The following is a 22,170-nucleotide window of genomic DNA, read 5'->3' on the forward strand; positions in this document are numbered from 1 at the left end:
AATAGTTTTAAAGCGCATTCAAGGGGGACATCTAGAATAATGAAACGTTACGAAAGAAAGTGGAAGCATATTTGTTTGAAACGTGTGGCACATCGTAGTGTCCAAGAAAGCACGGAACCTAAGACTGAAACGCGCAAAGAACAGCAAGAGAAGCAATTGGTTCTACAAAAATAGCAATCACTTTTTCGTATATAAATGAAGGTCGATCGTTCGTTGGGGGATGGACGTGAAATTACTTTCAGCTAAGGGGTATTGTCTGATATATAATTTATACGGCAATAAATAAGCACAGAGCATACGGCGCTCTGTGCTTATTTTTATTATTTATCTTTTTTGAATCGAACTGTTTTATCCCAGCCAATGACTTGTTTCTTGCTCTTTGCACGTAAGTATAAAATTAAGCTACGAATGAATAAGTACGTAAAGAGCTGTGCGTACGTAAAGTACATGATAACACTAATAAAAATATTAGTTGGTGTAAAGGTTCGTTCCACACTCTGGGCACTAAATAATTGAGAAACATATGTAATATATGCGACATACCACATAAATAGTAGCGGAATGCTATATTGAATTTGGAAGATCCCAAGTAACCCAATTACAAACCAAACGTTCGAAATGATTAAGAATAACCAAAATACAACGTAAACTAAAACTTGTTGTAAGGAATGGACGAGAAGTTTTCCTTTAAAGAAACTTAATGAAGAAAACATTTTTTCTAAAATGTACAAGTTTCCTTGGAGCCAACGTGTACGCTGCTTAATAAGGATTTTTAAATGCTCAGGTTCTTGTTCCCAAGTAATCGATTCTGGAACGATTGGCAAGAGATAGCCTTTTTGTGTAATGCGTAATGTTAATTCAGCGTCTTCTGCAATTGCATAAGGGTCATAGCCGCCAAGCTCTTCTAATGCAGAGCGGCGAAGAAGCATGTTTGTTCCTGTTAGTGAACCTGTTTGGAATAGTAACCAGCGTCCGGATTGCATAAGGAGCTGGAAGATTTGAAATTCTAACGAAATCATTCGTGTTAGCCAGTTTCTTTTTTCATTTACAGTACGAACGTGACCAACAGCACCAACAGCATCCTCGGTTGTTTCAGCATGTTCTACAAGCATTCGCAGTGCATGTGGTTCAGGCTGGTTATCTGCATCATAAACACAGAAGTATTCACCATCTGAAATACTAAGACCATAGTTTAATACACGTGATTTTCCTTTTGGTTCACCCGCCGGAACACGAATGTGGCGAATATGAGCATAAGCTTTGTCAAAATCGTCACCAATTTCAGGTGTCTCATCTTGCGAGTTATCGTTTAATAAATAAACAGTTAGTTTTCCTGGATATTCAATCTTCGCCATCGCCTCTAAAGTATCTTTAATAACGACGCCTTCATTGTGGGCAGGTATTAAAATATCCACGCTTGGATAATGTTCTAGCGTACGATCTTTTCGTTTACTATTTCGGTGAATTAAACCTGCGAGTGTTAAGAACGAATAGTAAACAAGTAAGCCAGAGAATAGAAAGGCTGTAAAGATAAGTATATACTTAATCGAAAATGTGATGCTAATCCAAAAAACGAGTACGCAAAACAGAAGGAATAAAAGCAGTATAACGAGTGTCATCATAATAATGTCTGTCCTTTGTTTCCAATTTGCTCACGTGAAAGTTTTATATCTTGGATCGCTTCAGCAGCAAGCCATTGGTCCATTTTTGGCTTTAGACGGTTCATTACAATGTCAGCACCAGTTTCATTTGTGTTTTGTAATAAAATAACGAGCGTATTATTATCGTATTCAGCAGCAAGGTCAAAGTCATCTCTTATCGTTTCAACTAATAATGAAGCTACACGGTCCATAACACTTTCCTTCGTATATTTACTAAAGGAAGTGAAGTCAAAGTAAATAATAACGCCTGTTTCATTACGACGATTCATGGCAGTAATTAATAATGCTTGTCGTCTTTCGAATTCTTGTCTTGTTAATAATTTTGATTCTCCAATGTATTGTTCTAACGTTCTCACACGCTCGGTTAGTTCTTTATTTTCATGAATAACCTTCTTTAATAAATGAGTTGAGATATATACGATGAAGAAGTTTGCTGCCATTAGGAAGTGAGTAATAATGTATTCCCATTGTTCTGATGTGCTCCATAAGTAAAGCCATGCTTGGTAGAACAGATAGAATACAGAAGTAATGGTTCCTAATATAAAGAGAACGAATGCGGTTTTATCAGTCAATAATAGAAATAGTACATTAACAATTACATATATAATTGTGAAAATGAGAGCATGCTCATATTGCGTTACATGTACAGTTGTAAAATAAAATAAAATTTGTAAAATCCACATAGAGAGGACTTTATAGAAGTTATCTTTCACAAAACTTTCCTCCTTAAAGATAATTCATGCAAGGATACTTGTAGTATGCGCAATTATTAAGAAATAGACCGGATGAATAGGTTATTTTGGAGAGCAACCACAAGTAGTATCCCTCTTTTGTAAGAAAAAATAAACAGACTTACTAATTATTGTATCATAATGTTTTTATATTTCGGCATTAAGTATTGAATATATACGGAAAAAACATAATAAAAAGCCTCCTCTTTAGAAAGAGGAGACTTTACATCATTTTATAGGAACATCATACCTGCAACTGCTGCATTTAAGAAGTTCGCTAAAGTACCAGCGATAACTGCTTTAATCCCTAACTGTGCAATTTGTTTACGGCGAGTAGGAGCTAATGTTCCTGTTACACCTAACTGAATTGCGATAGAAGAGAAGTTTGCAAATCCACAGATTGCGAATGTTAAAATTAAGTTTGTTTTCGCAGAGAACTCTGCCATGTGTGGTCCTAAGTTTGCATATGCAACGAATTCGTTGATTGCAAGTTTTTGACCGATAAAGCTTGCTGCTTGTATAGCTTCACCAGGAGAAACCCCGATTAAGATTGCAAATGGTGATAGTAAGTAACCGAAGATTAAATCAAGGCTAAGTTTAATATCGAATAAAGAGCCAATTAATCCTAATAGACCATTTAATAAAGCGATTAATGCGATGAAAGCCATTAACATTGCTGCTACGTTAATAACGAGTTGCATACCTTCAGATGCACCACGTGCCGCTGCGTCAATAACGTTTGCATCTTCACGTTCTGTAGAAAGTTCAACGTTATTATCTACTTTTTCTGTTTCTGGCATAATTAGTTTCGCAATTAATAGACTTGATGGAGCTGCCATAATTGCTGCTGCTAATAAGTGTTCTAACGGAATACCCATTGCTGCATAGCCGACAAGAACTGATCCGGCAACAGCTGTCATACCGCTTACCATAATAGCGAAGAATTCACTATTTGTTAAACGTGCTAAGTAAGGTTTAATTAAGATTGGAGCTTCAGTTTGTCCTAAAAATACAGTTGTTACTGAGTTTAAACTTTCTGCTTTAGAAGTTCCAAGAAGTTTACTTAATGCGCCACCAACGACACTAACAAATCTTTGCATAATACCGAAATGATATAAGATTGCTACTAATGAACTAATAAATACAATTGGAAGTAGTGCTTGAATGAAGAAAACAAATCCCCAAGGGCCTTTTGCGTTGACTAAATCCCCAGCAACGAACTTAATTCCCTCGTAAGAAAAATTAATTAATCCTTGAACGCCATCAGCAGCGTATTTTAAACCTGCTTTACCGGCATCCCAGCGTAATACGATAAATGAAAATGACATTTGTAATGCTAGCGCGATTAAAATTGTGCGCCAATTAATAGCTTTGCGGTTGGAAGATAATAAGAAAGCGATTGCTAATACTCCAATCACGCCGCCAATTCCCCATAAAAGATTCATGCAGTGTGTGCTCCTTCCTCATAGTAAAAAATGTATAAAACAGTTGTCTATACTTCTGCAAATATAACATCTTAAGTAACTTATCATAATGGACATCAGAGGTCAAACGTCTAACGAAAAGTTTAAATAAAAAGAAAATTCTTTAAAAAAACACATATAAAATGAATAGACATGAAATAGGTTATGTTTTTTATGTGAAAATATACATTATGATAACGTTATGGGTCATTATTGTAGAATATAGTGTATGAAATAAGAAAATAGATACATTATTTTTTCAGGGAAATAGGTTATACACATTAAAAAGAGCCTTCTAGTAATCTAGAAGGCTCTAAAAATATAACTTAAGGTGCTTTCGTATAACCTAAGAAGTGCTTACTCCAATAAGAGTTACTTAGTGAAGCAATTGCTACACCTTTATCTCCAGATTGAATAAATGATCCGCCACCAAGGTAAATACCCATATGAGAAGGACCTGCTTTATAAGTATTTTGGAAGTAAATTAAATCACCTGGTTGTGGGCTTGAAGTTTTTGGTAAGCTGCTCCAATATCCTGCAACACTTTGACGACTAATGTTATGACCAAACTTCTTAAATACGTGGTAGATGTAACCACTGCAGTCAACACCAGTAGCAGAAGTACCGCCCCAAACGTATGGTACGCCTTGCATTGATTTTGCATATGCAAGTATAGAAGAACTGTCACCGCTATTATTACCCGTAGTATTATTGTTGTTATTATTTTGATTGTTATTTTGGTTGTTGTTAGGCTTATTATCTACTGCGCCACCAACTGGTGTTTTAGACAGGTAACGTGTTCCGATATAACCAGTTTGGCCGTTGTAGTTAATTTTACTCCATCCAGAGTTTTCAGAGATTACTTGAACCTTCTGTCCTTGTGGAAGTGCGCCTATGATTCTATAATTTGTACCTTCGCCGCTACGTACGTTTAAGGCAGAGGCATTAATGTAGTAGTCACCAATTGCACCTTGATCAGGTTGTTTTGGCTGTTCAGGTTGCTTCGGTTGTTCAGGAGTAGCAGTGCCACCTTTAACGAATTTTACAAACTCGCTACTAACGAAGCCTGTTTTTCCTTGATAGTTTACTTTAAACCAACCGTTTTCAGATCCAACTACGTTTAATGTAGTCCCATTTAACACGCCACCAATTACACTATGGTAAGCAGCAGGGCCTGTACGAACGCGTAGAGATGTTGCATTAACAACGTAAGTACCACCAGTTTGAACGGTTACATTATTATTTTGTTCTTGTTTGTTATCTTGGTTGTTACCTTGTGTAACGTTGTCGTTAGAACCGCCTTTTGTTACGTAGTCTTTGCTTACGTAAGCAGTTTGTCCAGCATAGTTGATTTTGAACCAATCTTGAACTTCGCCAACAACTTGTACAACTTGTCCTTTTGTAACAGAACCTACAGTTGTGTGAGAAGTGCTAGGGCCTGTACGAACACGAAGGGAAGATACATTTACTGTATAGTTTCCGCTTGCTGGTTTTACAGATTCTTGGTTGTTATTATTCGTATTGTTGTTTGAAGAACCTGCATTTGAAGAAACGCCAGATACGAATTCGCTACTTACATAACCTACTTGTCCATTATGGTTGATTTTCACCCAACCATTTTCTTGGCCAATTACGTTTAATGTTTGTCCTTCATATACACGTCCTGAAACAGAACTAGAAGTGTTTGGAGCTGTACGTACACGTAATACATCAGCAGTAACTTTATTGTTTCCACCTGTATTACTTACATTAGAATTGCTTGCTCCATTTTTTGATACAAATTCGCCACTAACAAAGCCTGTTTTTCCATTAATGTTAATTTTGAACCAACCATTTTCTTCGCCAATCACGTTTAGTGATTGACCGTTATAAACACGCGAGATGATGTCGTGAGAAGTACTTGATCCTGCACGAACATGTAATACGCTAGTGTTTACCGTATGAGATGAGCTGTTTGATGCGGAAGCTTGGACAGTTTGTGTAGCAGCTTTTTGTGTATTTTGTTCAGGGGCAGCTTGAACACTATCAAGTGTAGGTGCTGCTCCTCCTGCTACAGACACTGCCGCAAGACCGGCAAGGTATTTTTTCATAATTTGTCGATTCCTTTCTGTCTGTAATATAGTGAAGAAATATTTACCAACTGTTAAAAATTCTAAAGAGCATGTCGATTACTGTCAAGACTTATGCGGTAATCTGAATATGACAAAAAGATTACAAAAAAAAATCAAGGTATAAATCTATACCGTGATTTCCATTTAAATACATATATTGAATGTAGAAAGGATAGAAATGATTCGTGTTTAAGAAGATGACATGTTGGATTGTAACAAGCTTTGAGAGAAGGATCTTTGTAGCCTTTTTGTGATAGGGCCAACTTGACCATCTTGAATTGTAGTTCCATCAATGTGAGTCATCGGCAAGATTTCAATGGTCGTTCCTGTAAAGAAACATTCATCTGCTTGATAAACATCGCGAATGCTAAATAGTTCTTCTTGTACCGGAATGCGAAGGGTTTTCGCTAAAGAAAGGACATATTGACGAATGATTCCATTTAAAATAAGGTGATTGGCTGGATGTGTGTAGAGAGTTCCGTTTTTTATAAGAAAGAAATTAGAACAGCTGCCCTCAGTTACGGTGCCATTTCGTACGAAAAGGGCCTCTTTACATCCTTTGCGTTCAGCTTTCGTAGCAGCTAATACATTGGGTAATAAATTTAACGATTTGATATCACAGCGTAGCCAGCGCGTATCTGGTTCTGATATAGCACGTACACCGTATTCAATCCATAACGCGGGTCTTTCTTTCTTCGTAATATAGGCATAGATTGTCGGAGGGACGTCATATGAGAATGTATGGTTACGAGCTTGTACACCACGAGATACTTGTAAATAAATCGTTCCATCTTCGTGGAAATTATTATTTTCAATTAGTTTGTAAAGTAGGATAATAAGTTCAGCTTTTGAGAAAGGAAGTGATAATTCTATTTCTTCCATGGAGCGATATAATCTTGTGATATGCGGATCTAATAAGTGAAAGTTCCCTTTATATAGGCGAATAACCTCGTAGACACCATCTCCAAACTGCAAGCCTCTTTCTTCAAGTTCTATGTACGTTTTTTGTTTCGTTGTATCAATAACTGCATCATTCCAAAGTACAAATCTTTCATATGCCAATTTCCGTCCCATCCTTTCGTAAGTGCATAAGTAAAGTGAAGCTTTAATTCGTTCGGTCTGTGTACTAATAGTGGAATAAAGTCCTTATAGTAATTTTTATGTGAGTAATTCTTTACATATGACGTATATGTATTTGTAAAGTGTAGAGAAGTAGTAGTGATTTACAGCATTTTGTATATACAAATTCGAAAATGAGAAATAAGAATCCTGCTTTTAAATAAAAAAAAGCAACATTCTTATGGAATGCTGCACAAGGAGGGTAGCTATCTTTCATAGGGACATCGTCTTATTAAATGTTTTGTGTATGGAAACAAAACATTTAATAAGACGATTATAAGAAAGTAGAAATAAACGATTCACATATTTCTTTAAGGGATCTTATTACAGATGAGAGATAAGAAATATAGAGAACCTTGTTTACATATTTTATTATAGAGATGTTTCATTAATTCTATGTTAATATTTGGTAAAGGTTATGTAATGTTAAAGTTAATGAATATAAGTAATTGTATGGAGAAATATAAAAAAAGAGGCTGAGATTACTCAGCGCTCTTCTTTTCTTCTTTAATAGCTGTCTTTACTTCACCCGTTTTTGTCTTGTTACTTTCAGAGAAGCGAAGTAAGTCACCTTCAATGATTTTGTCAGACATGTTCAATTCATTTTGGGCACGATCAATGAGTGGTTGAGATTCTTCTTTTGGCAGTTGTACAACTTCGCCAGTAGCACGGTCGTAGAATGTACTGTTCGTGTACATGTACTTATCTGTAACGAAGCTACCGTCACGAAGAACAACGAATCCTTTATTTTCTGGTGAGAATACATCATGACCAAATTGAATTTGATTCGTAGAATCTACACCAAGTAAGTTTAGAATTGTTGGTTTAATATCAATTTCACCAGTTGGTTTTGAAATTGTTTTACCTTCTTTTTGACCTGGAACGTGAATAAACATCGGTGTTTTTTGTAAGTTCATATGGTCAAATGCAGTGATTTCTTCTTTTCCTAAGAATTGTGCCATTGCACGGTTATGGTTTTCAGAAATACCATAGTGATCACCGTAGAATACGATAACTGAGTTGTCGTAAATGCCTTCTGCTTTTAGACGCTCAATAAAGTGTTTCATTGCTTCATCTAAATAGCGAGCAGTTACCATGTAACGGTCAAACACGCCATCCCCAGAATTATATTCATCGATTAATTTCGTGTTGTCATCATAAGTGAATGGGTAATGGTTTGTTAAAGTAAGGAAGCGAGTGTAGAACGGTTGCTTCACTTCTTTTAACATATCGATAGATTGATCGAAGTATTCGATATCTTTTAATCCCCAATTTAATTTTGTTTCTGGTGTAATCTTGTAGTCAAGCTCGTTGTAGTAACGATCATAACCAAGTGCCGGATACATAATGTTACGGTTCCAGAAAGTTGCGTTGTTCGCGTGGAATACTGATGTGTGATATCCTTGCTCACGTAAAATTTCTGGCGTTGCTGTATATTCATTATTACCGTGTGTGAAGAATACAGCACCACGGTCTAGTGGGTACATTGAAGTATCTACTAAGAATTCAGCATCTGATGTTTTTCCTTGCCCAGTTTGATGGAAGAAGTTATCAAAGTAATAACTTTCTTTCGTAAATTGGTTTAAGAATGGTGTAACTTCTTGTCCGTTAACTGTTGCACCAATTAAAAATGTTTGTAATGACTCAAGAGAGACAACAATTACGTTTTTCCCTTTTGCAGTACCAAACATATTTGGATCTGGTTTGCTTTGCGTTGTTTTTACGTAGTTCTCTGTTTCCTGTAATTTACTACCGTCAGCAAATGCCTTTTGTGAACTTGATTTTGCTTGTAAGCCAAGGTCATACACTTGGTGTACATATAAACCTAAATTTTTAACAAGCATAACACGGTCGAATGAACGTGTTAATAGTTCTGGACGCTCGGCTTCTGCCAGTCCTAAGTTTGCGAAGAAAATAGCAACTGTTGACACGAAGTATAGGGAACGCATTGGGCGTGCTACACGTTCTGTCGGTGCAAAATTCTTCATCTTCTTCAATAAAATGAAGAATACGATAATATCAGCAAATGCAAGGATAATTTTGTAGTTAAACAATTCTTTCACACTAGAACCTAAACTCCCAAAGTTAGATGTTTGTCCTAGTACAGGTAAAGTAACGAAGTCATTGTAGAATCCGTAGAACATTACGTTACCAACAAGAATGATTGTTAAGACAAAATTAATTCCAAGTGCTATATAGTTACGTTTTTTCCCTTTTGCAAATAATGCAAGGCCAACCAGCAGTAATGATGCTGCTAATGGGCTAAGGAATAAAATGAATTCTTGCATGAAAGATTCAAGTTTTAAATCAAAGCTTGTGCGTGTAATAAGATATGTCTTTAACCATACGGCTAAAGCTACGAATACAGTGAAACGCACATTTTGAAATTGTGATTTCAAGGTTTCTTTCATTCATTTCCACCCTTTCTCTATCAGGCTTGGTCGATTTTGGAGCGAAAAATGCTAAAATAAAAAATACATAGTTTTCTTGGCCATAATTAGAGGTTCTATATTCACCCATATACGACTATAACTATGCATACCCTTTTGGTTTCTTGTGCTGCTCATAAGCATAACGTCATTTCTGTATTATACAACAAAATTCATTTCTGAGAAACACTATAACATTTTACATTTTTTGTATGAGATTTGTCACTACCAGAGAAAACTTTAACATTCGTTTATATGTCCGTCAACTAGAAAATATAACAAAGGTAGAGCAGAATGTTAAGTGGAATTGAAAATTTTCTTTGTTGAGAAATAAGAAATGATGATGGGTAAGCGGTTATCTAGAAACCTATTATATGAAGGAAAGTATGGAAAAATTAACGAACACTTGTTCTTTTTTAGTTTGTTTGTTACAATAAAAGTTCATTGATAGATTATGTGTAATTTTGATGAACTTTTACTGATAACATATTGTAGCTTATTTCTTTTTAAAAATAGGGAGGCTTTCACATGGAACAAAAATTTTCAGTTGAAGCGTTTTGGAAGAAAGCAAAACATGTTGCAAAGCAAGCAGGGCAGTCGGTCATTTATGCAAGTTTATTATTGTTTTACGTTTTGCAAAGACCTGATGTTCCAAAGCGAGTGAAAATTATTGTGATTGGAGCACTTGCTTATTTTATTGCACCAATTGATGCCATCCCAGATTTCATTGCTGGAGTTGGTTATACAGATGATTTAGGGGCGTTAATGGCTGCGCTATTACAAGCGTCGTTATACGTCAATGAAGAGGTGAAAGATAGGGCACGAGTGAAGTTGGCAGAATGGTTTGGTTCGGATATAGACACATCCTTTATCGATCAGAAATTAGATCAATAGGTGAGAACTGTCGTATGGTGACAGGGCGAACGTAAGCGAGGAAGTGCTTTATGCCATCAGGAAGAACGCATACGAAAATAAACTTAATATCCCTTCCGGTTGTTTTGTTTATGCTCTTTTCGTATGGATTAACCAATTTTGATTTTTTATTAACTTTTGCAATTGGCTTTTTAGTAGGTACTACATTTTTAACACCGGATTTAGATACGTATAGTAATGCGTATAATAAATGGGGGTTCCTACGTATATTTTGGTATCCGTATAAGAAGATCATGCCGCATCGATCCTTCTTTACACATACAATTATACTTGGTGATGTGATTCGTATTGCATACATGTTAATTGTATTTTCTCCGTTTTTATTCCTATTAAATATAATCGCGCTTGACGGGAATTTGATAGAAATTGCGAAGAAACATGAGGTTGAAATTGTAACGTTCGTAATGGGAATTGTTGTGGCAAGTACGCTTCACATTATAGCGGATAAAGTGAATACGCGCCGCAAGAAAATGATGAGAAAAAAGAAGAAACGCAGAAGATAAAAAAACCGTCCCAAAAAGTATTTTGGGACGGTTTTTTCTTATTAAAAGGTTGTCGCATCGCTGATAACATTTCATTTATTATGATGCGTGCTGTTTTAATCAAACGTTTGTTTAAATTTAAGCTTTCAGCACTTTAATACCTTTTACGATGTTCCAAATGAAGTAGTATAAGCTAATAATGCCGCAAATACATAAGACGATTATTGCTCCAATGCCAAGTGTTACGTCTGGTTGATCCGATCCGATACCCATAATTCCTAGGATAATAAATCCAATAAATGACGCGATGCTTGGAATGATGTGTGTCCATAGAGCACGTTTTGCGTGTGGTTTTGTTTCAGAATCACCCACAATCCACACAATAATAGGGAATAAGATAGGGGCAAATAATACACTAAAGTATGATAAAGCTGCTAATATTTTGTTTCCGTTCATATATATCACCTCATAAATAATGTCCGTTGTTATACCTTTATTATGCAGGAAATGTAGCGAGCTTCCTATCGATGAACATTACAAGAACGTGACGTTTTTGTAAGATTTCCATATTAAATAATAAAATTTTCAAAAAAATCTTTTTAAATGGAAATTGTTGTGATAAAATTAATGAAAACGTTTTCTTAAACGTTTTTTATTTTAGACTTAAAGGTATGATGACCTGATAGCCTATTGATGAGGTTATTCTATTTAAAAGGGGATTCTTTAGGGGGAGAGAACAATGAACACATGGACACAAGTTTATGATCCGTTCGGAAATATTTGGATTTCGGCAGCGGTCGCACTTATTCCGATTATCTTTTTTTTCTTAGCTTTAGCAGTTTTCCGCATGAAGGGGTATGTGGCAGGATTACTTACAGTTTTACTTACAATTTTAGTGGCGTTATTCGCTTATAAGATGCCGTTCACGATGGCAATGGCAGCGACGGGATATGGTTTCTTGTACGGACTATGGCCAATTGCTTGGATTATCATTATGTCGGTATTTTTATATAAAATATCTGTGAAGACAGGTCAATTCGATGTGATTCGTGCATCTGTATTATCTATTACGAATGACCATCGTTTACTCGTTATTTTAATCGGTTTTTCATTTGGAGCATTTTTGGAAGGGGCGGCAGGATTTGGTGCACCAGTAGCGATTACGGCAGCACTTCTTGCAGGTCTTGGGTTAAATCCTTTATATGCAGCAGGTCTTTGTTTAATCGCAAATACGGCACCAGTAGCATTCGGTGCGATGGGAATTCCGATTACAGTTGCTGGACAAGTAACAGGTATTGATCCACATAAAATTGGACAAATGGCTGGACATCAATTACCGTTCTTATCATTATTTGTTCCGTTCTTTATCGTATTTTTAATGGATGGATTGAAAGGAGTAAGACAAACGTGGCCTGCTCTATTTGTAGCGGGTAGTTCATTTGCAATTACGCAGTTCATTACAGCGACATTCTTAGGACCAGAACTTCCAGATATTACGTCAGCACTTGTAAGTTTAGTAAGTTTATCGCTGTTTTTAAAAGTATGGCAACCGAAAGAAATCTATCAATCAAAACAAGCAAATAGTGAAGTAGCTGCAACAACGACGGCGGCATCAATGCCGAAATTAACGTTAGGAAAAGTCGTAAAGGCATGGTCTCCATTTATCGTATTAACAGTTATGGTAGTCATTTGGAGCCAAAGCTTCTTTAAGGCGTTATTTGCTCCAGGCGGCGCATTGGAAAGCCTTGTGTTTAAGTTTGAAATTCCAGGTTTACACAATTTAGTAATGAAAGCAGAGCCGATTGTAAATAAACCGACGCCTTACGAGGCAATTTTGAAGTTTGATGTATTATCAGCAACAGGAACAGCAATATTAATTGCTTGTATCATTTCCATGTTTATTTTGAAAATGAGTGCAAAAGATGCAGTAACGACATTTAAAGAAACGTTAAATGAACTTAAGATGCCAATTCTATCTATCGGATTCGTATTAGGATTCGCATTTATCGCAAACTATTCTGGTTTGTCTTCTACATTAGCGTTGGCACTAGCAGGAACTGGCGGATTATTCCCGTTCTTCTCACCATTCTTAGGTTGGATTGGCGTATTCTTAACAGGATCAGATACTTCAGCGAACGCACTGTTCTCGAATTTACAAGCGATTACAGCGCAGCAAGTCGGTGTATCTGAAGTACTTCTCGTTGCAGCAAATACAACGGGCGGTGTAACAGGAAAAATGATTTCTCCGCAATCGATTGCGATTGCTTGTGCGGCAGTTGGACTTGCTGGAAAAGAATCAGATCTATTCCGTTTTACAGTGAAGCATAGTTTATTCTTCGTAATTATTGTTGGTATTATGACGTATGTACAGGCATATTATTTAACGTGGATGATTCCATAAACAACAAAAGAAATAAACTTTGCATTTTTCAGATTATCGTGTATGATGGGAAAGTATTGAAAATTAAATCAGTGATAAACTAGGGGTGCCTAACGTATGCGTAGGCTGAGAGAGAAGCGCGTGAACTTCTTAACCCTTTGGACCTGATCTGGCTCGTACCAGCGTAGGGAAGTTAACGGCTTTACATAATGATGTCTTTATGAGCCAGGTCCTTATTTTTTTATGGACCTGGCTCTTTTTATTTTGGCATGCGCTGGCCATATCTCGTCCTTGTCACGTACAGGGGGGCAACAAAGGTTATGAAACAGTCTGTTTCAGCTGAGCAAATTGAATTGAAATCGAGTTTACCAGGAAGTAAGAAAGTGTATGTGGATGGACCACGCGCGGGTATGAAAGTGCCGATGCGCGAGATTGAACAAAGTGAAACGAACGGCATTCCGAATCCGCCAATTCGTGTATATGATACGAGCGGTCCTTATACAGATCCTGCGTATAAAGTGGAGCTGGAAAAGGGGTTGGAGGCGCCGCGCCACTCTTGGATCCTAGAGCGCGGACATGTAGAAGCATATGAAGGGCGCGAAGTGAAACCAGAGGATGATGGTGTGAAGGTGGCTTCGAAACATACACCTGTTTTCCCGCAAATGGATCGTCAGCCACTTAGAGCGAAGCAAGGTGCAAACGTTACGCAAATGCATTATGCACGTAATGGCATGATTACGTCTGAGATGGAATATGTTGCGATTCGTGAAGGAGTAGAGCCTGAGTTTGTTCGTAAGGAAATCGCGGAAGGTCGTGCCATTTTACCAGCGAATATTAACCATCCGGAAGCAGAGCCGATGATTATCGGACGTAACTTCCACGTGAAGGTCAATGCAAATATCGGAAACTCTGCTGTATCGTCTTCTATTGCAGAAGAAGTAGAGAAGATGACGTGGGCAACGCGCTGGGGTGCAGATACGATTATGGATTTATCTACAGGTAAAAATATTCATACGACGCGTGAGTGGATTATTCGTAACGCGCCTGTACCAGTTGGAACTGTACCGATTTATCAAGCGCTGGAAAAAGTAAACGGAATTGCAGAAGATTTAACGTGGGAAGTGTATCGTGATACGTTAATTGAGCAGGCGGAGCAAGGTGTTGATTACTTTACGATTCACGCGGGCGTATTACTTCGTTATATTCCGATTACTGCAAAGCGTACGACAGGTATCGTTTCACGTGGTGGTTCAATTATGGCGCAGTGGTGTTTATTCCATCATAAAGAAAACTTCTTATACACTCATTTTGAAGAAATATGTGAAATTATGAAGCAGTACGACGTTTCGTTCTCTCTTGGAGATGGATTACGTCCAGGTTCGATTGCAGATGCAAATGACGAAGCACAGTTTTCTGAGCTTGAAACACTAGGTGAATTAACGAAGATTGCTTGGAAACATGATGTGCAAGTGATGATTGAAGGACCTGGGCATGTACCGATGCATTTAATTAAAGAGAATATGGAGAAAGAGCTTGATATTTGTCAGGGAGCCCCGTTCTATACACTTGGGCCGTTAACGACAGATATTGCACCAGGTTATGACCATATTACATCGGCAATTGGAGCTGCGATGATTGGCTGGTTTGGAACAGCGATGCTTTGTTATGTAACGCCGAAAGAACATTTAGGTTTACCGAATAAAGATGATGTTCGCACGGGTGTTATTACGTACAAAATCGCTGCACATGCGGCTGATCTTGCGAAAGGGCACAAAACGGCTCATCAGCGTGATGATGCACTTTCAAAAGCTCGCTTTGAATTCCGTTGGCGCGATCAATTTAATTTATCTTTAGATCCTGAACGCGCGATGGAATATCACGATGAAACATTGCCAGCAGAAGGCGCGAAAACGGCTCATTTCTGCTCAATGTGTGGACCGAAGTTTTGTAGTATGAGAATTTCACATGATATTCGTGAATATGCGAAAGACAACGATTTAGAAACGACAGAAGCAATTGAAAAAGGGATGAAAGAGAAAGCGAAAGAATTTAAAGACACTGGTAGTCATTTATACCAATAACACGTTACACCTCTTTACTTGATTGATCACACTGTAGTACCTAACTTAAATATAGAAGAAGCCCGCTTTGCTAAGACGGTAGCAAAGCGGGCTTCTGTCGTTTATAGGGCGAAGAAGAGGTGTACCCAGTAGTATAAGAGGAATAATGTGACGACTGTTGTGAGAGGAATAACGATAAGGGATACACTTAAATAGTCTTTCCATTTTACTTTAATTTTGTTTTGTTTCAGGATATACATCCAAATAAGGGAAGCTAGCGTACCAATTGGTAATAATAGTGAACCGATGTCACTACCAATAATGTTTGCGAGGTAGATAGTTTTTAATGTGACTGGGTCTAGTCCCATTTCTGTTAATGTGATTGTACCAATCATAAGTGCAGGATGGTTATTGAAGACGTTAGAGAGAAGAGAAACGAGTCCGCCCATTGCAAAGCTAGCATAGAGTAGATGTTGACTTACAACTGGTTCAAGCCAATTTACAAGTGCCGTTGTTAACCCTGCGTTGTGAAGTCCGTAAATAATTACATACATAGAGAATGCGAAAATTAAAATGTGCCACGGTGTCTTTTTCAAAATGTCGACAGGATTCGTTCGTAGGTAGTACCATCTCCAGATGAGAAGAACGAGTGAACCGAGTACAGCAACAATTTCGATTGGGATGGATAAGAAGGATGCAACGAATAGAAGACAGCGCATAAGGAAGACGAAACCTAATACTTTTAGCATGAATTTTGTACGTTTTTGTTTCGTATCAACAGAATTTTTTCCTTTTAATGGATGGAAGTTTTTCGTGAAGAATATTTCTTCAATATCATATGAAGAAACAGGTAATTTCTCTGGTAGTTTTTTCTTTAAAACTGTGTACATAAGCCATGACATAAATAATAATCCTAATGTTGCAGGTACAAACATCATAGCAGTATGCATATAAAGAGTCATATTCACAATATTTAATGCGATTAAGTTTACGATATTACTTACACCAATTGGTGCACTAGAAGCAGTTGCGATTAAGGCACCGCTTAATAAATAAGGAATTTGTTGATGCGGTTTTAATTGAAGGTTTTTTAGAAGAAGAATTAAAATTGGAGTTGTAATTAAAATACTACCGTCGTTATTAAATAAAAGAGTCATAAGAAAACATAATAATTGAATATACCAGTATAAACGGCGACCGGAGCCTTTTGCTAAATTTGCAAGTTTCGCTGCGGACCAGTGGAAGAAGCCGAAGCTTTCTAATATAACCGCCATAACGATGGTCGCTAATATTGTTATAGAGGCACCGCCAATTTTACTAATAATGTCCATGACGTCTGGTTTTGATACAAGTCCAGTAATCAAGATAATGCCAGCGCCAATTGCTGCCGGCCACGCCTCATTTAAACCACGGGGTCGCCAAAAGATAACAATCATCGTAAAGAAGAATACAATAATAGTAATCCATATTTCAATGCTCATATTTTGCCTACCTTTCTATTTTCCTTTGAACAAATGTAGCTTGTCTCAAGTTTGTATTGATAGTATATTCAACAAAAAATAGGAAGAACTAGACATATAATGGAATAAAGTGAATATGTGTTTTTCAAGCGAAAGGACAAGTGTCACGAATAGTGAAATAACTATCGTGAGAGGAGTCTATAAATTAGTGGGGCGGTAAGATAGTAAATGAAAATTATATGGGCAATTATGGAGATATACTAGCGCAACTCAAAATATATCAGCGATTTTTAAAATATATGGACTTATCGACAAAACATGAAAAAAGGAGCCCATCCCAATATGATTTTTGGAACAGACTCCAAGGCTATATTATTTTTCCTTCAAAAAAGTTCGATCCTTCAAGAATAAATTCCAGAAGAAAATAAATCCTGGTAATAAAATTGCAATCCCAATTGCATATAAAATAAGCAATGCATAGAATGTTTCGACCGTTGTAAAGCTTGTAAATACAGTTACATCAGGATAAATAATATACGGTAAATGCGCAACGCCGTAAGCATAACTTGCAAATGCATATTGAGCGACGACTGCTAAAACGGCAATACGAGGGTATCCTAGTGAGTCATACTTCTTGTTTGTCCACCAAAGAGAAGAGTACCCGATAACGAATAAAACGATAGAAACTGTAAACCATGGGAATTGCTTTATAAGTCCTTGCATAAGCCAGTGTGTTTCCGGGTCCATTACAACGAGGGCGATAATCGCCGTAACGAGTGTTGCAGGGCCAAGGATGATGGCGTTTCTTCGATAAACTCTATATGAATCTTCTGAACCTTGCTCTCTCGCAAAATCAGCAAGAAAGAGAGAAGAGAGAAATAGTTCCGAAGTTAGCCCGAAGAGCATATAGCAATAGATAACCGGGCTAGAAAGAAGTTTTCCATACAGTAATACTTCTTTTCCTTCAGACATTGTAATATAAGCTCCCTCTGTAACAGGTAAAACGGTAATTAATAAGGCTGGAATTAAGAGCCCAGTAATACCTGAAATAACCCGAAGAAGGTACTGATATTTTGGCACAGAGTAAGCAAATACCATGAATGTACTGCGAATTGCAATGAGTATTAAAATTAACATAACTGGTACAAACATCACTGTCGCAAGGGTGAAAGCGGCTTTTGGAAAGAAACCGAGAAAAGCGACAACGACAAAGACGAGAAATGTATTTGTTACTTCCCAAGTTGGTGATAAGTATCGGTTGGCAAGCTTGGCAGCGATTGTTGGATGTTTTGCGTATACCATGCCCCAAAAACCTGCTCCAAAATCGATGGAACCTAATATACTGTATACGAAAATAAGAGCCCACAAGATGATGATTGCAATACTTTCCTCATGCACGAGAATCGCCTCCTTCGTGATGTAAATCATTTGTAAGCGGATGTTTCTTAAAGAATGTCCGCAGTACAAAAACAGTTAAAATACCGAGTCCAATATATAAAATGATGAATAGAATAAATAAAGGACCGACAAAATCAGCGCGTGTAGAAGCGTCGACTGTACGTTGCATACCATAAATGGTCCACGGCTGACGACCACTACAGCTAAAAATCCATCCAAATTCAATGCCGAGCATCATAATTGGTCCACATGCGGCCGCTCCCCAAAGAAGCCACTTCGGTAATTCTGCGCCTTTTTTTCGGTAAACAAAGTACCAATATAAGAGGGCAATTGCTGCAACTGCAAAGGTGAAGGCAGCGGTGCCGACCATTAAGTTGAATAGTGTATGTGTGTAAAATGGTGGCCATGTTTCTTGTGGGAATTCATTTAGTCCTTTTACGACGGTGCTAGGGTCTAGTCCTACTAGTAGGCTAAGCATGTTCGGAATTTCTAGTGCATAGTTTAGTTCAAGTGTGTTAGGATCCACAACTCCGCCAATTGATAACGGTGCATGGGATGTAGTTTCAAATAAAGCTTCAGCAGATGCAAGTTTTTCAGGGGAATGCTTATGTAAGGCAATTGCCGATTCGTGTCCCGAAAGCCACATCGTAGCACCTGTAATAAATGTCACGACGAGTCCTAACAGCAGTCCTTTTTTATGATATGCTACTTCACGTTCACTTAAATTTTTCTTTAATAATTTAAATCCAGCGATAGAGGCAATGACAGCAGCTCCAGTTGCGTAGGCTGTAATCACAACGTGGAATGCGCTTGTGCCAAAACTCGGATTAAAGAAAGCTTTCCACGGATCAACGTTAAAAACTGATCCATCTGGTCCCATTGAAAATCCCGCGGGTGTATTCATCCATGTATTTGCTGATGTAATAAGCACGGCAGATGCCGTGGCACCAATCATGACGAAGAATAGCGAGATTAATCTCATGAATGGAGGTAGTTTGTCAGCTGCATATACATAAATGGACATGAACAAAGCCTCTAAAAAGAAGGCGAAAATCTCAATTTGAAAGGGAACAGAAATAACCTGCCCAACAATTTTGGCAAAACCAGGCCAAAGAAGTGAGATTTGCACACCAACGATTGTTCCAGTCGGAATTGCTACACCGAGAAGGATGGCGAACGCTTTCGTCCATCTTTTCGCCATAATGGCGTAATCGGAATCTTTCTTCCAGTGATAGAGTATTTCACTTATAAAAATCATCAATGAAAGTCCGACACCAAGTGTTGCAAAGATAATGTGGAATGCTAATGAAGAACCGAAAAATGCTCTTGCTAATGTTACCGTATCCATATGTAAACTCCTCTTCTTTTTTGCCATTATTTTCTGATTGAATTGGAAGATTTATTCAAAAAAACTACCAAAAATATATATGTATTTAAAAAGTAGATATGGTAATATAATGTTTGAATATTCTAAAAAGAAAGAAGTTAATGTTTAATAATATTTTGTTTGTTTTTTAGTAAGGAATATTTTATAATCTTTTATGCGAACATAAGTTCTGTTTTCCGGGGTGAAGAAGTTTATGTGAAATGGAGAGGATGTTTTATGTATCCTGAAGTCATTAAAAAGATGGCATTTTCAAAAGAGCATAGAGATTTATTATTGAAGCTGTATAATAAAGAGATTACGCGTCGTGAATATGATCGACTTGTAGAATCGCTATATAGACCTTCTAAAGAGGCTTGTGAGAGATAGAGGAAGGGAGACAATCTAATAGATTGTCTTTTTTAATTTTACGTATGTTCTGGTAAAATTAAGGCTAGCCTTATTAGGGAGGTGAATAGATTGCGGAAACGTTTATATATAGGGATTGGAGTTATTCTCTTAATCGCTTTAGGTGGAATTGTATTTTGGTCAGCTATACAAGGAAACCGTACAGAACATTTTATTTTGAGACATATGGTGAATGAAAATGGGACAATTGCTACATATCGTTTAGGGGATACAAAGGCAGGTACGGGTGAAGCGAAAGGCCGTGAAGCTTTATCGGAATCAGCAGGACTATGGCTACAATATACACTCGATAAAGACGATCAAGCGTTATTCGATGAACAAGTTAAGGTTATTCAAAATAACTTTGTACATAAGGATCAAATCGTTGTATGGAAAATCTCTGAAAAGGGAGAAATGCAGTCTGCTACCAATGCACTTATAGATGATCTTCGTGTTATAGAGCAATTATATCGTGCTTATGAAATGTATAAGGAAGAGCGTTATAAAAACTTGGCAGATCAATTGAGTGACGCTGTAATTCGTTATAATAAGAAAGATAATTATTATGTTGATTATTATGATGCAGATGTAGGGAAACAAAATAATTTTGTAACTACATCATACTTAAATCCACACGCATTCTCGTATATGAAAAAGTATGGGAAAGTTTCTGCTCAGCAATATCAGGAAGTCGTTCAATTTTTAGCGGATTATCCAAGGAATGGCTGGGCATTCCCGAAAGAGTATAAAGAGGATGGTACATTTACGTACGATAAAGAAGTGAATCTAATCGACCAATCATACGTTGCATATCACCGGAGTTTAGGCGGTCTTTCATCAGATGCTTATTTGGAATTTATAAAGAAGAAATTCCAGGAGGACGGCAAGCTATACGGTCGTTACAATTTAGAAACGGGAAAACAAACTGTGAACTATGAATCGCCAGCCGCTTACGGACTAACGATTTTGTACGTACTACACACAGGTGATACAAAGTTTGCAAAGGAATTATATGATCATATGGCCACATTCCGAAATGACAACGTATTTAGTAGATATTACGGTGGATACGTAACAGGCGAAAATAACAATACGCATATTTTTGATAATGTACTACCACTTTTAGCGGAAATGGAATTAGAGAAGAGTGAATAATAAAAGGTGCCACCCTATGGGGATGGCATCTTTTATTTGTTGATATAATTTTACGTCCTAATATTGGAGAAGTAATCAATCACGAATTCACGGAATTGCTGAGCGGTTTTCGATAAGTAACGTTTTTTTGACCAGCTTAAGCCAATCGTTCGCTTACAAACGGGTTCAATAATACGCAACTTATTTAATGCTAAAGTAGAGTTTTTTAATAGAGTTAAACTTGGAACAAAGGCGATGCCGAGGCCTTGCTTAATAAGGTCGCTAATTACGGTTGGTTCATCTACTTCAAAAGCGATATATGGAGTGAAGCCAGCTTCCTTACAAAATTCATCCGTTAAGTGCCGGAATCCGTAACCAGTGTTCATACTAATAAATGGTTCGTCTTTTACTTCATGCAGATGGATACTGTCGCGTCCTGATAAACGATGACCTGAAGGGACGACTAAGAAAATTTCTTCTGTAATAAGTGGTTCCCACATAATTCCCTCGCCTTCAATTGGCACAGAAGAAATGCAAAAGTCAATTTCTATATTATCTAGTTGTCGTTTCATAGAAGGAGTAGATGCGAGAAACTGCTGGAATCGAACGTTAGGATATTCTAGTAAAAAAGAACCGATTAGTTCTGGTAATATTCTCGGAATAGAAACTGCCAGTGTAATAGAGCTTTGTTGTAATTCAGCTAAATCTTTAATTTCTCGTTCACCTTCACTTAATTCATGAAAAATGCGCTCTACTCGTTTTAAAAATACTTTCCCAAAAGAGTTTAATGTAATCTGTCGACCTTGGCGATCAAATAGGGGGACGCCTAAGTCCTTTTCTAATCTAGCGATTGTTTTGCTGAGCGAAGGTTGTGCGATATGCAATTCTTCAGCCGCTTTTGTCATATGTTCTAATCGTGCGACTGTCTGAAAGTATTTTAGTTGAAGAAGTTCCATTTTGACTCTCCTTTCTATAGACCAAAAGGAATGGATTGATAATTAAAGATGTATTATACAGTATGGAAAGTGGCGTGTATAG

General features: G+C 37.3%; 17 protein-coding genes and 1 riboswitch. Of the genes, 6 read left to right on the forward strand and 11 right to left on the reverse strand.

Annotated elements, in window-relative coordinates; genetic code table 11:
• Nucleotides 1-320: 320 nt before the first annotated feature.
• The 6 genes from FS742_RS21775 to FS742_RS21800 all read right to left on the reverse strand — a co-directional run bounded on the left by FS742_RS21775 (nucleotide 321) and on the right by FS742_RS21800 (nucleotide 9,496).
• The gene (locus tag FS742_RS21775; RefSeq protein WP_144615033.1) at nucleotides 321-1,622 is read right to left on the reverse strand and encodes a glycosyltransferase family 2 protein; all 1,302 of its coding nucleotides are present in this window, start codon (nucleotides 1,620-1,622) and stop codon (nucleotides 321-323) included.
• A complete protein-coding gene (locus FS742_RS21780; protein ID WP_144615035.1) occupies nucleotides 1,619-2,374 on the reverse strand; it encodes a diguanylate cyclase domain-containing protein in 756 nt (251 codons plus the stop codon). The genes FS742_RS21775 and FS742_RS21780 overlap by 4 nt, the downstream gene beginning before the upstream one ends.
• Nucleotides 2,375-2,625: 251 nt before the next feature.
• A complete protein-coding gene (locus tag FS742_RS21785) occupies nucleotides 2,626-3,837 on the reverse strand; it encodes a NupC/NupG family nucleoside CNT transporter (RefSeq protein WP_144615037.1) in 1,212 nt (403 codons plus the stop codon).
• A 344-nt stretch (nucleotides 3,838-4,181) separates the two neighbouring features.
• Nucleotides 4,182-5,945: a C40 family peptidase gene (locus tag FS742_RS21790; RefSeq protein ID WP_144615038.1), complete on the reverse strand. Its 1,764-nt coding sequence runs from the start codon at nucleotides 5,943-5,945 to the stop codon at nucleotides 4,182-4,184.
• 210 nt (nucleotides 5,946-6,155) lie between these two features.
• Nucleotides 6,156-7,040, reverse strand: a complete 885-nt coding sequence (locus tag FS742_RS21795) for a D-amino-acid transaminase (RefSeq protein ID WP_186327202.1) — start codon at nucleotides 7,038-7,040, stop codon at nucleotides 6,156-6,158.
• A gap of 527 nt (nucleotides 7,041-7,567) precedes the next feature.
• The gene (locus tag FS742_RS21800; protein ID WP_144615042.1) at nucleotides 7,568-9,496 is read right to left on the reverse strand and encodes an LTA synthase family protein; all 1,929 of its coding nucleotides are present in this window, start codon (nucleotides 9,494-9,496) and stop codon (nucleotides 7,568-7,570) included.
• 546 nt (nucleotides 9,497-10,042) lie between these two features.
• Here FS742_RS21800 and FS742_RS21810 point away from each other — a divergent pair.
• Nucleotides 10,043-10,408, forward strand: a complete 366-nt coding sequence (locus FS742_RS21810; protein ID WP_144615044.1) for a YkvA family protein — start codon at nucleotides 10,043-10,045, stop codon at nucleotides 10,406-10,408.
• A gap of 50 nt (nucleotides 10,409-10,458) precedes the next feature.
• Entirely contained in the window at nucleotides 10,459-10,950 is a 492-nt protein-coding gene (locus tag FS742_RS21815) for a metal-binding protein (protein WP_144615046.1), read from the forward strand.
• A gap of 117 nt (nucleotides 10,951-11,067) precedes the next feature.
• Here FS742_RS21815 and FS742_RS21820 read toward each other — a convergent pair whose 3' ends face one another.
• Nucleotides 11,068-11,385 (reverse strand): magnetosome magnetite crystal formation protein family, encoded by a 318-nt coding sequence (locus FS742_RS21820; RefSeq protein WP_144615048.1) that lies wholly within the window; start codon nucleotides 11,383-11,385, stop codon nucleotides 11,068-11,070.
• 283 nt (nucleotides 11,386-11,668) lie between these two features.
• On the opposite strand from FS742_RS21820, the gene lldP reads away from it, so the two are divergent.
• Both lldP and thiC read left to right on the forward strand, forming a co-directional pair.
• Nucleotides 11,669-13,330 (forward strand): L-lactate permease, encoded by a 1,662-nt coding sequence (gene lldP / locus FS742_RS21825; RefSeq protein WP_144615050.1) that lies wholly within the window; start codon nucleotides 11,669-11,671, stop codon nucleotides 13,328-13,330.
• Nucleotides 13,331-13,401: 71 nt separating this feature from the next.
• Nucleotides 13,402-13,517: riboswitch (TPP riboswitch) on the forward strand.
• 112 nt (nucleotides 13,518-13,629) lie between these two features.
• Entirely contained in the window at nucleotides 13,630-15,390 is a 1,761-nt protein-coding gene (gene thiC / locus FS742_RS21830; protein ID WP_144615052.1) for a phosphomethylpyrimidine synthase ThiC, read from the forward strand.
• Nucleotides 15,391-15,491: 101 nt separating this feature from the next.
• On the opposite strand, the gene FS742_RS21835 is transcribed toward thiC, so the two are convergent.
• The 3 genes from FS742_RS21835 to cydA form a co-directional block, all read right to left on the reverse strand.
• On the reverse strand, nucleotides 15,492-16,850 hold the full coding sequence (locus FS742_RS21835; protein ID WP_144615054.1) for an arsenic transporter: 1,359 nt from the start codon (nucleotides 16,848-16,850) through the stop codon (nucleotides 15,492-15,494).
• A gap of 351 nt (nucleotides 16,851-17,201) precedes the next feature.
• The gene (locus tag FS742_RS21840) at nucleotides 17,202-18,227 is read right to left on the reverse strand and encodes a cytochrome d ubiquinol oxidase subunit II (RefSeq protein ID WP_144615056.1); all 1,026 of its coding nucleotides are present in this window, start codon (nucleotides 18,225-18,227) and stop codon (nucleotides 17,202-17,204) included.
• The gene (gene cydA, locus FS742_RS21845; RefSeq protein ID WP_098238600.1) at nucleotides 18,220-19,575 is read right to left on the reverse strand and encodes a cytochrome ubiquinol oxidase subunit I; all 1,356 of its coding nucleotides are present in this window, start codon (nucleotides 19,573-19,575) and stop codon (nucleotides 18,220-18,222) included. Before cydA ends, FS742_RS21840 begins: the two co-directional genes overlap by 8 nt.
• A gap of 255 nt (nucleotides 19,576-19,830) precedes the next feature.
• Between cydA and FS742_RS27695 the strand changes: the two genes are divergently transcribed.
• Entirely contained in the window at nucleotides 19,831-19,980 is a 150-nt protein-coding gene (locus FS742_RS27695; protein ID WP_166702754.1) for a hypothetical protein, read from the forward strand.
• Between the two features lie 90 nt (nucleotides 19,981-20,070).
• On the forward strand, nucleotides 20,071-21,153 hold the full coding sequence (locus FS742_RS21850; protein ID WP_144615058.1) for a transcriptional regulator: 1,083 nt from the start codon (nucleotides 20,071-20,073) through the stop codon (nucleotides 21,151-21,153).
• A gap of 50 nt (nucleotides 21,154-21,203) precedes the next feature.
• Here FS742_RS21850 and FS742_RS21855 read toward each other — a convergent pair whose 3' ends face one another.
• Nucleotides 21,204-22,088: a LysR family transcriptional regulator gene (locus tag FS742_RS21855; RefSeq protein WP_144615060.1), complete on the reverse strand. Its 885-nt coding sequence runs from the start codon at nucleotides 22,086-22,088 to the stop codon at nucleotides 21,204-21,206.
• Nucleotides 22,089-22,170: the final 82 nt, after the last annotated feature.

It is taken from the genome of Bacillus cereus, from assembly GCF_007678085.1.
GTDB classification, from domain to species: Bacteria; Bacillota; Bacilli; order Bacillales; family Bacillaceae_G; genus Bacillus_A; species Bacillus_A cereus_BE.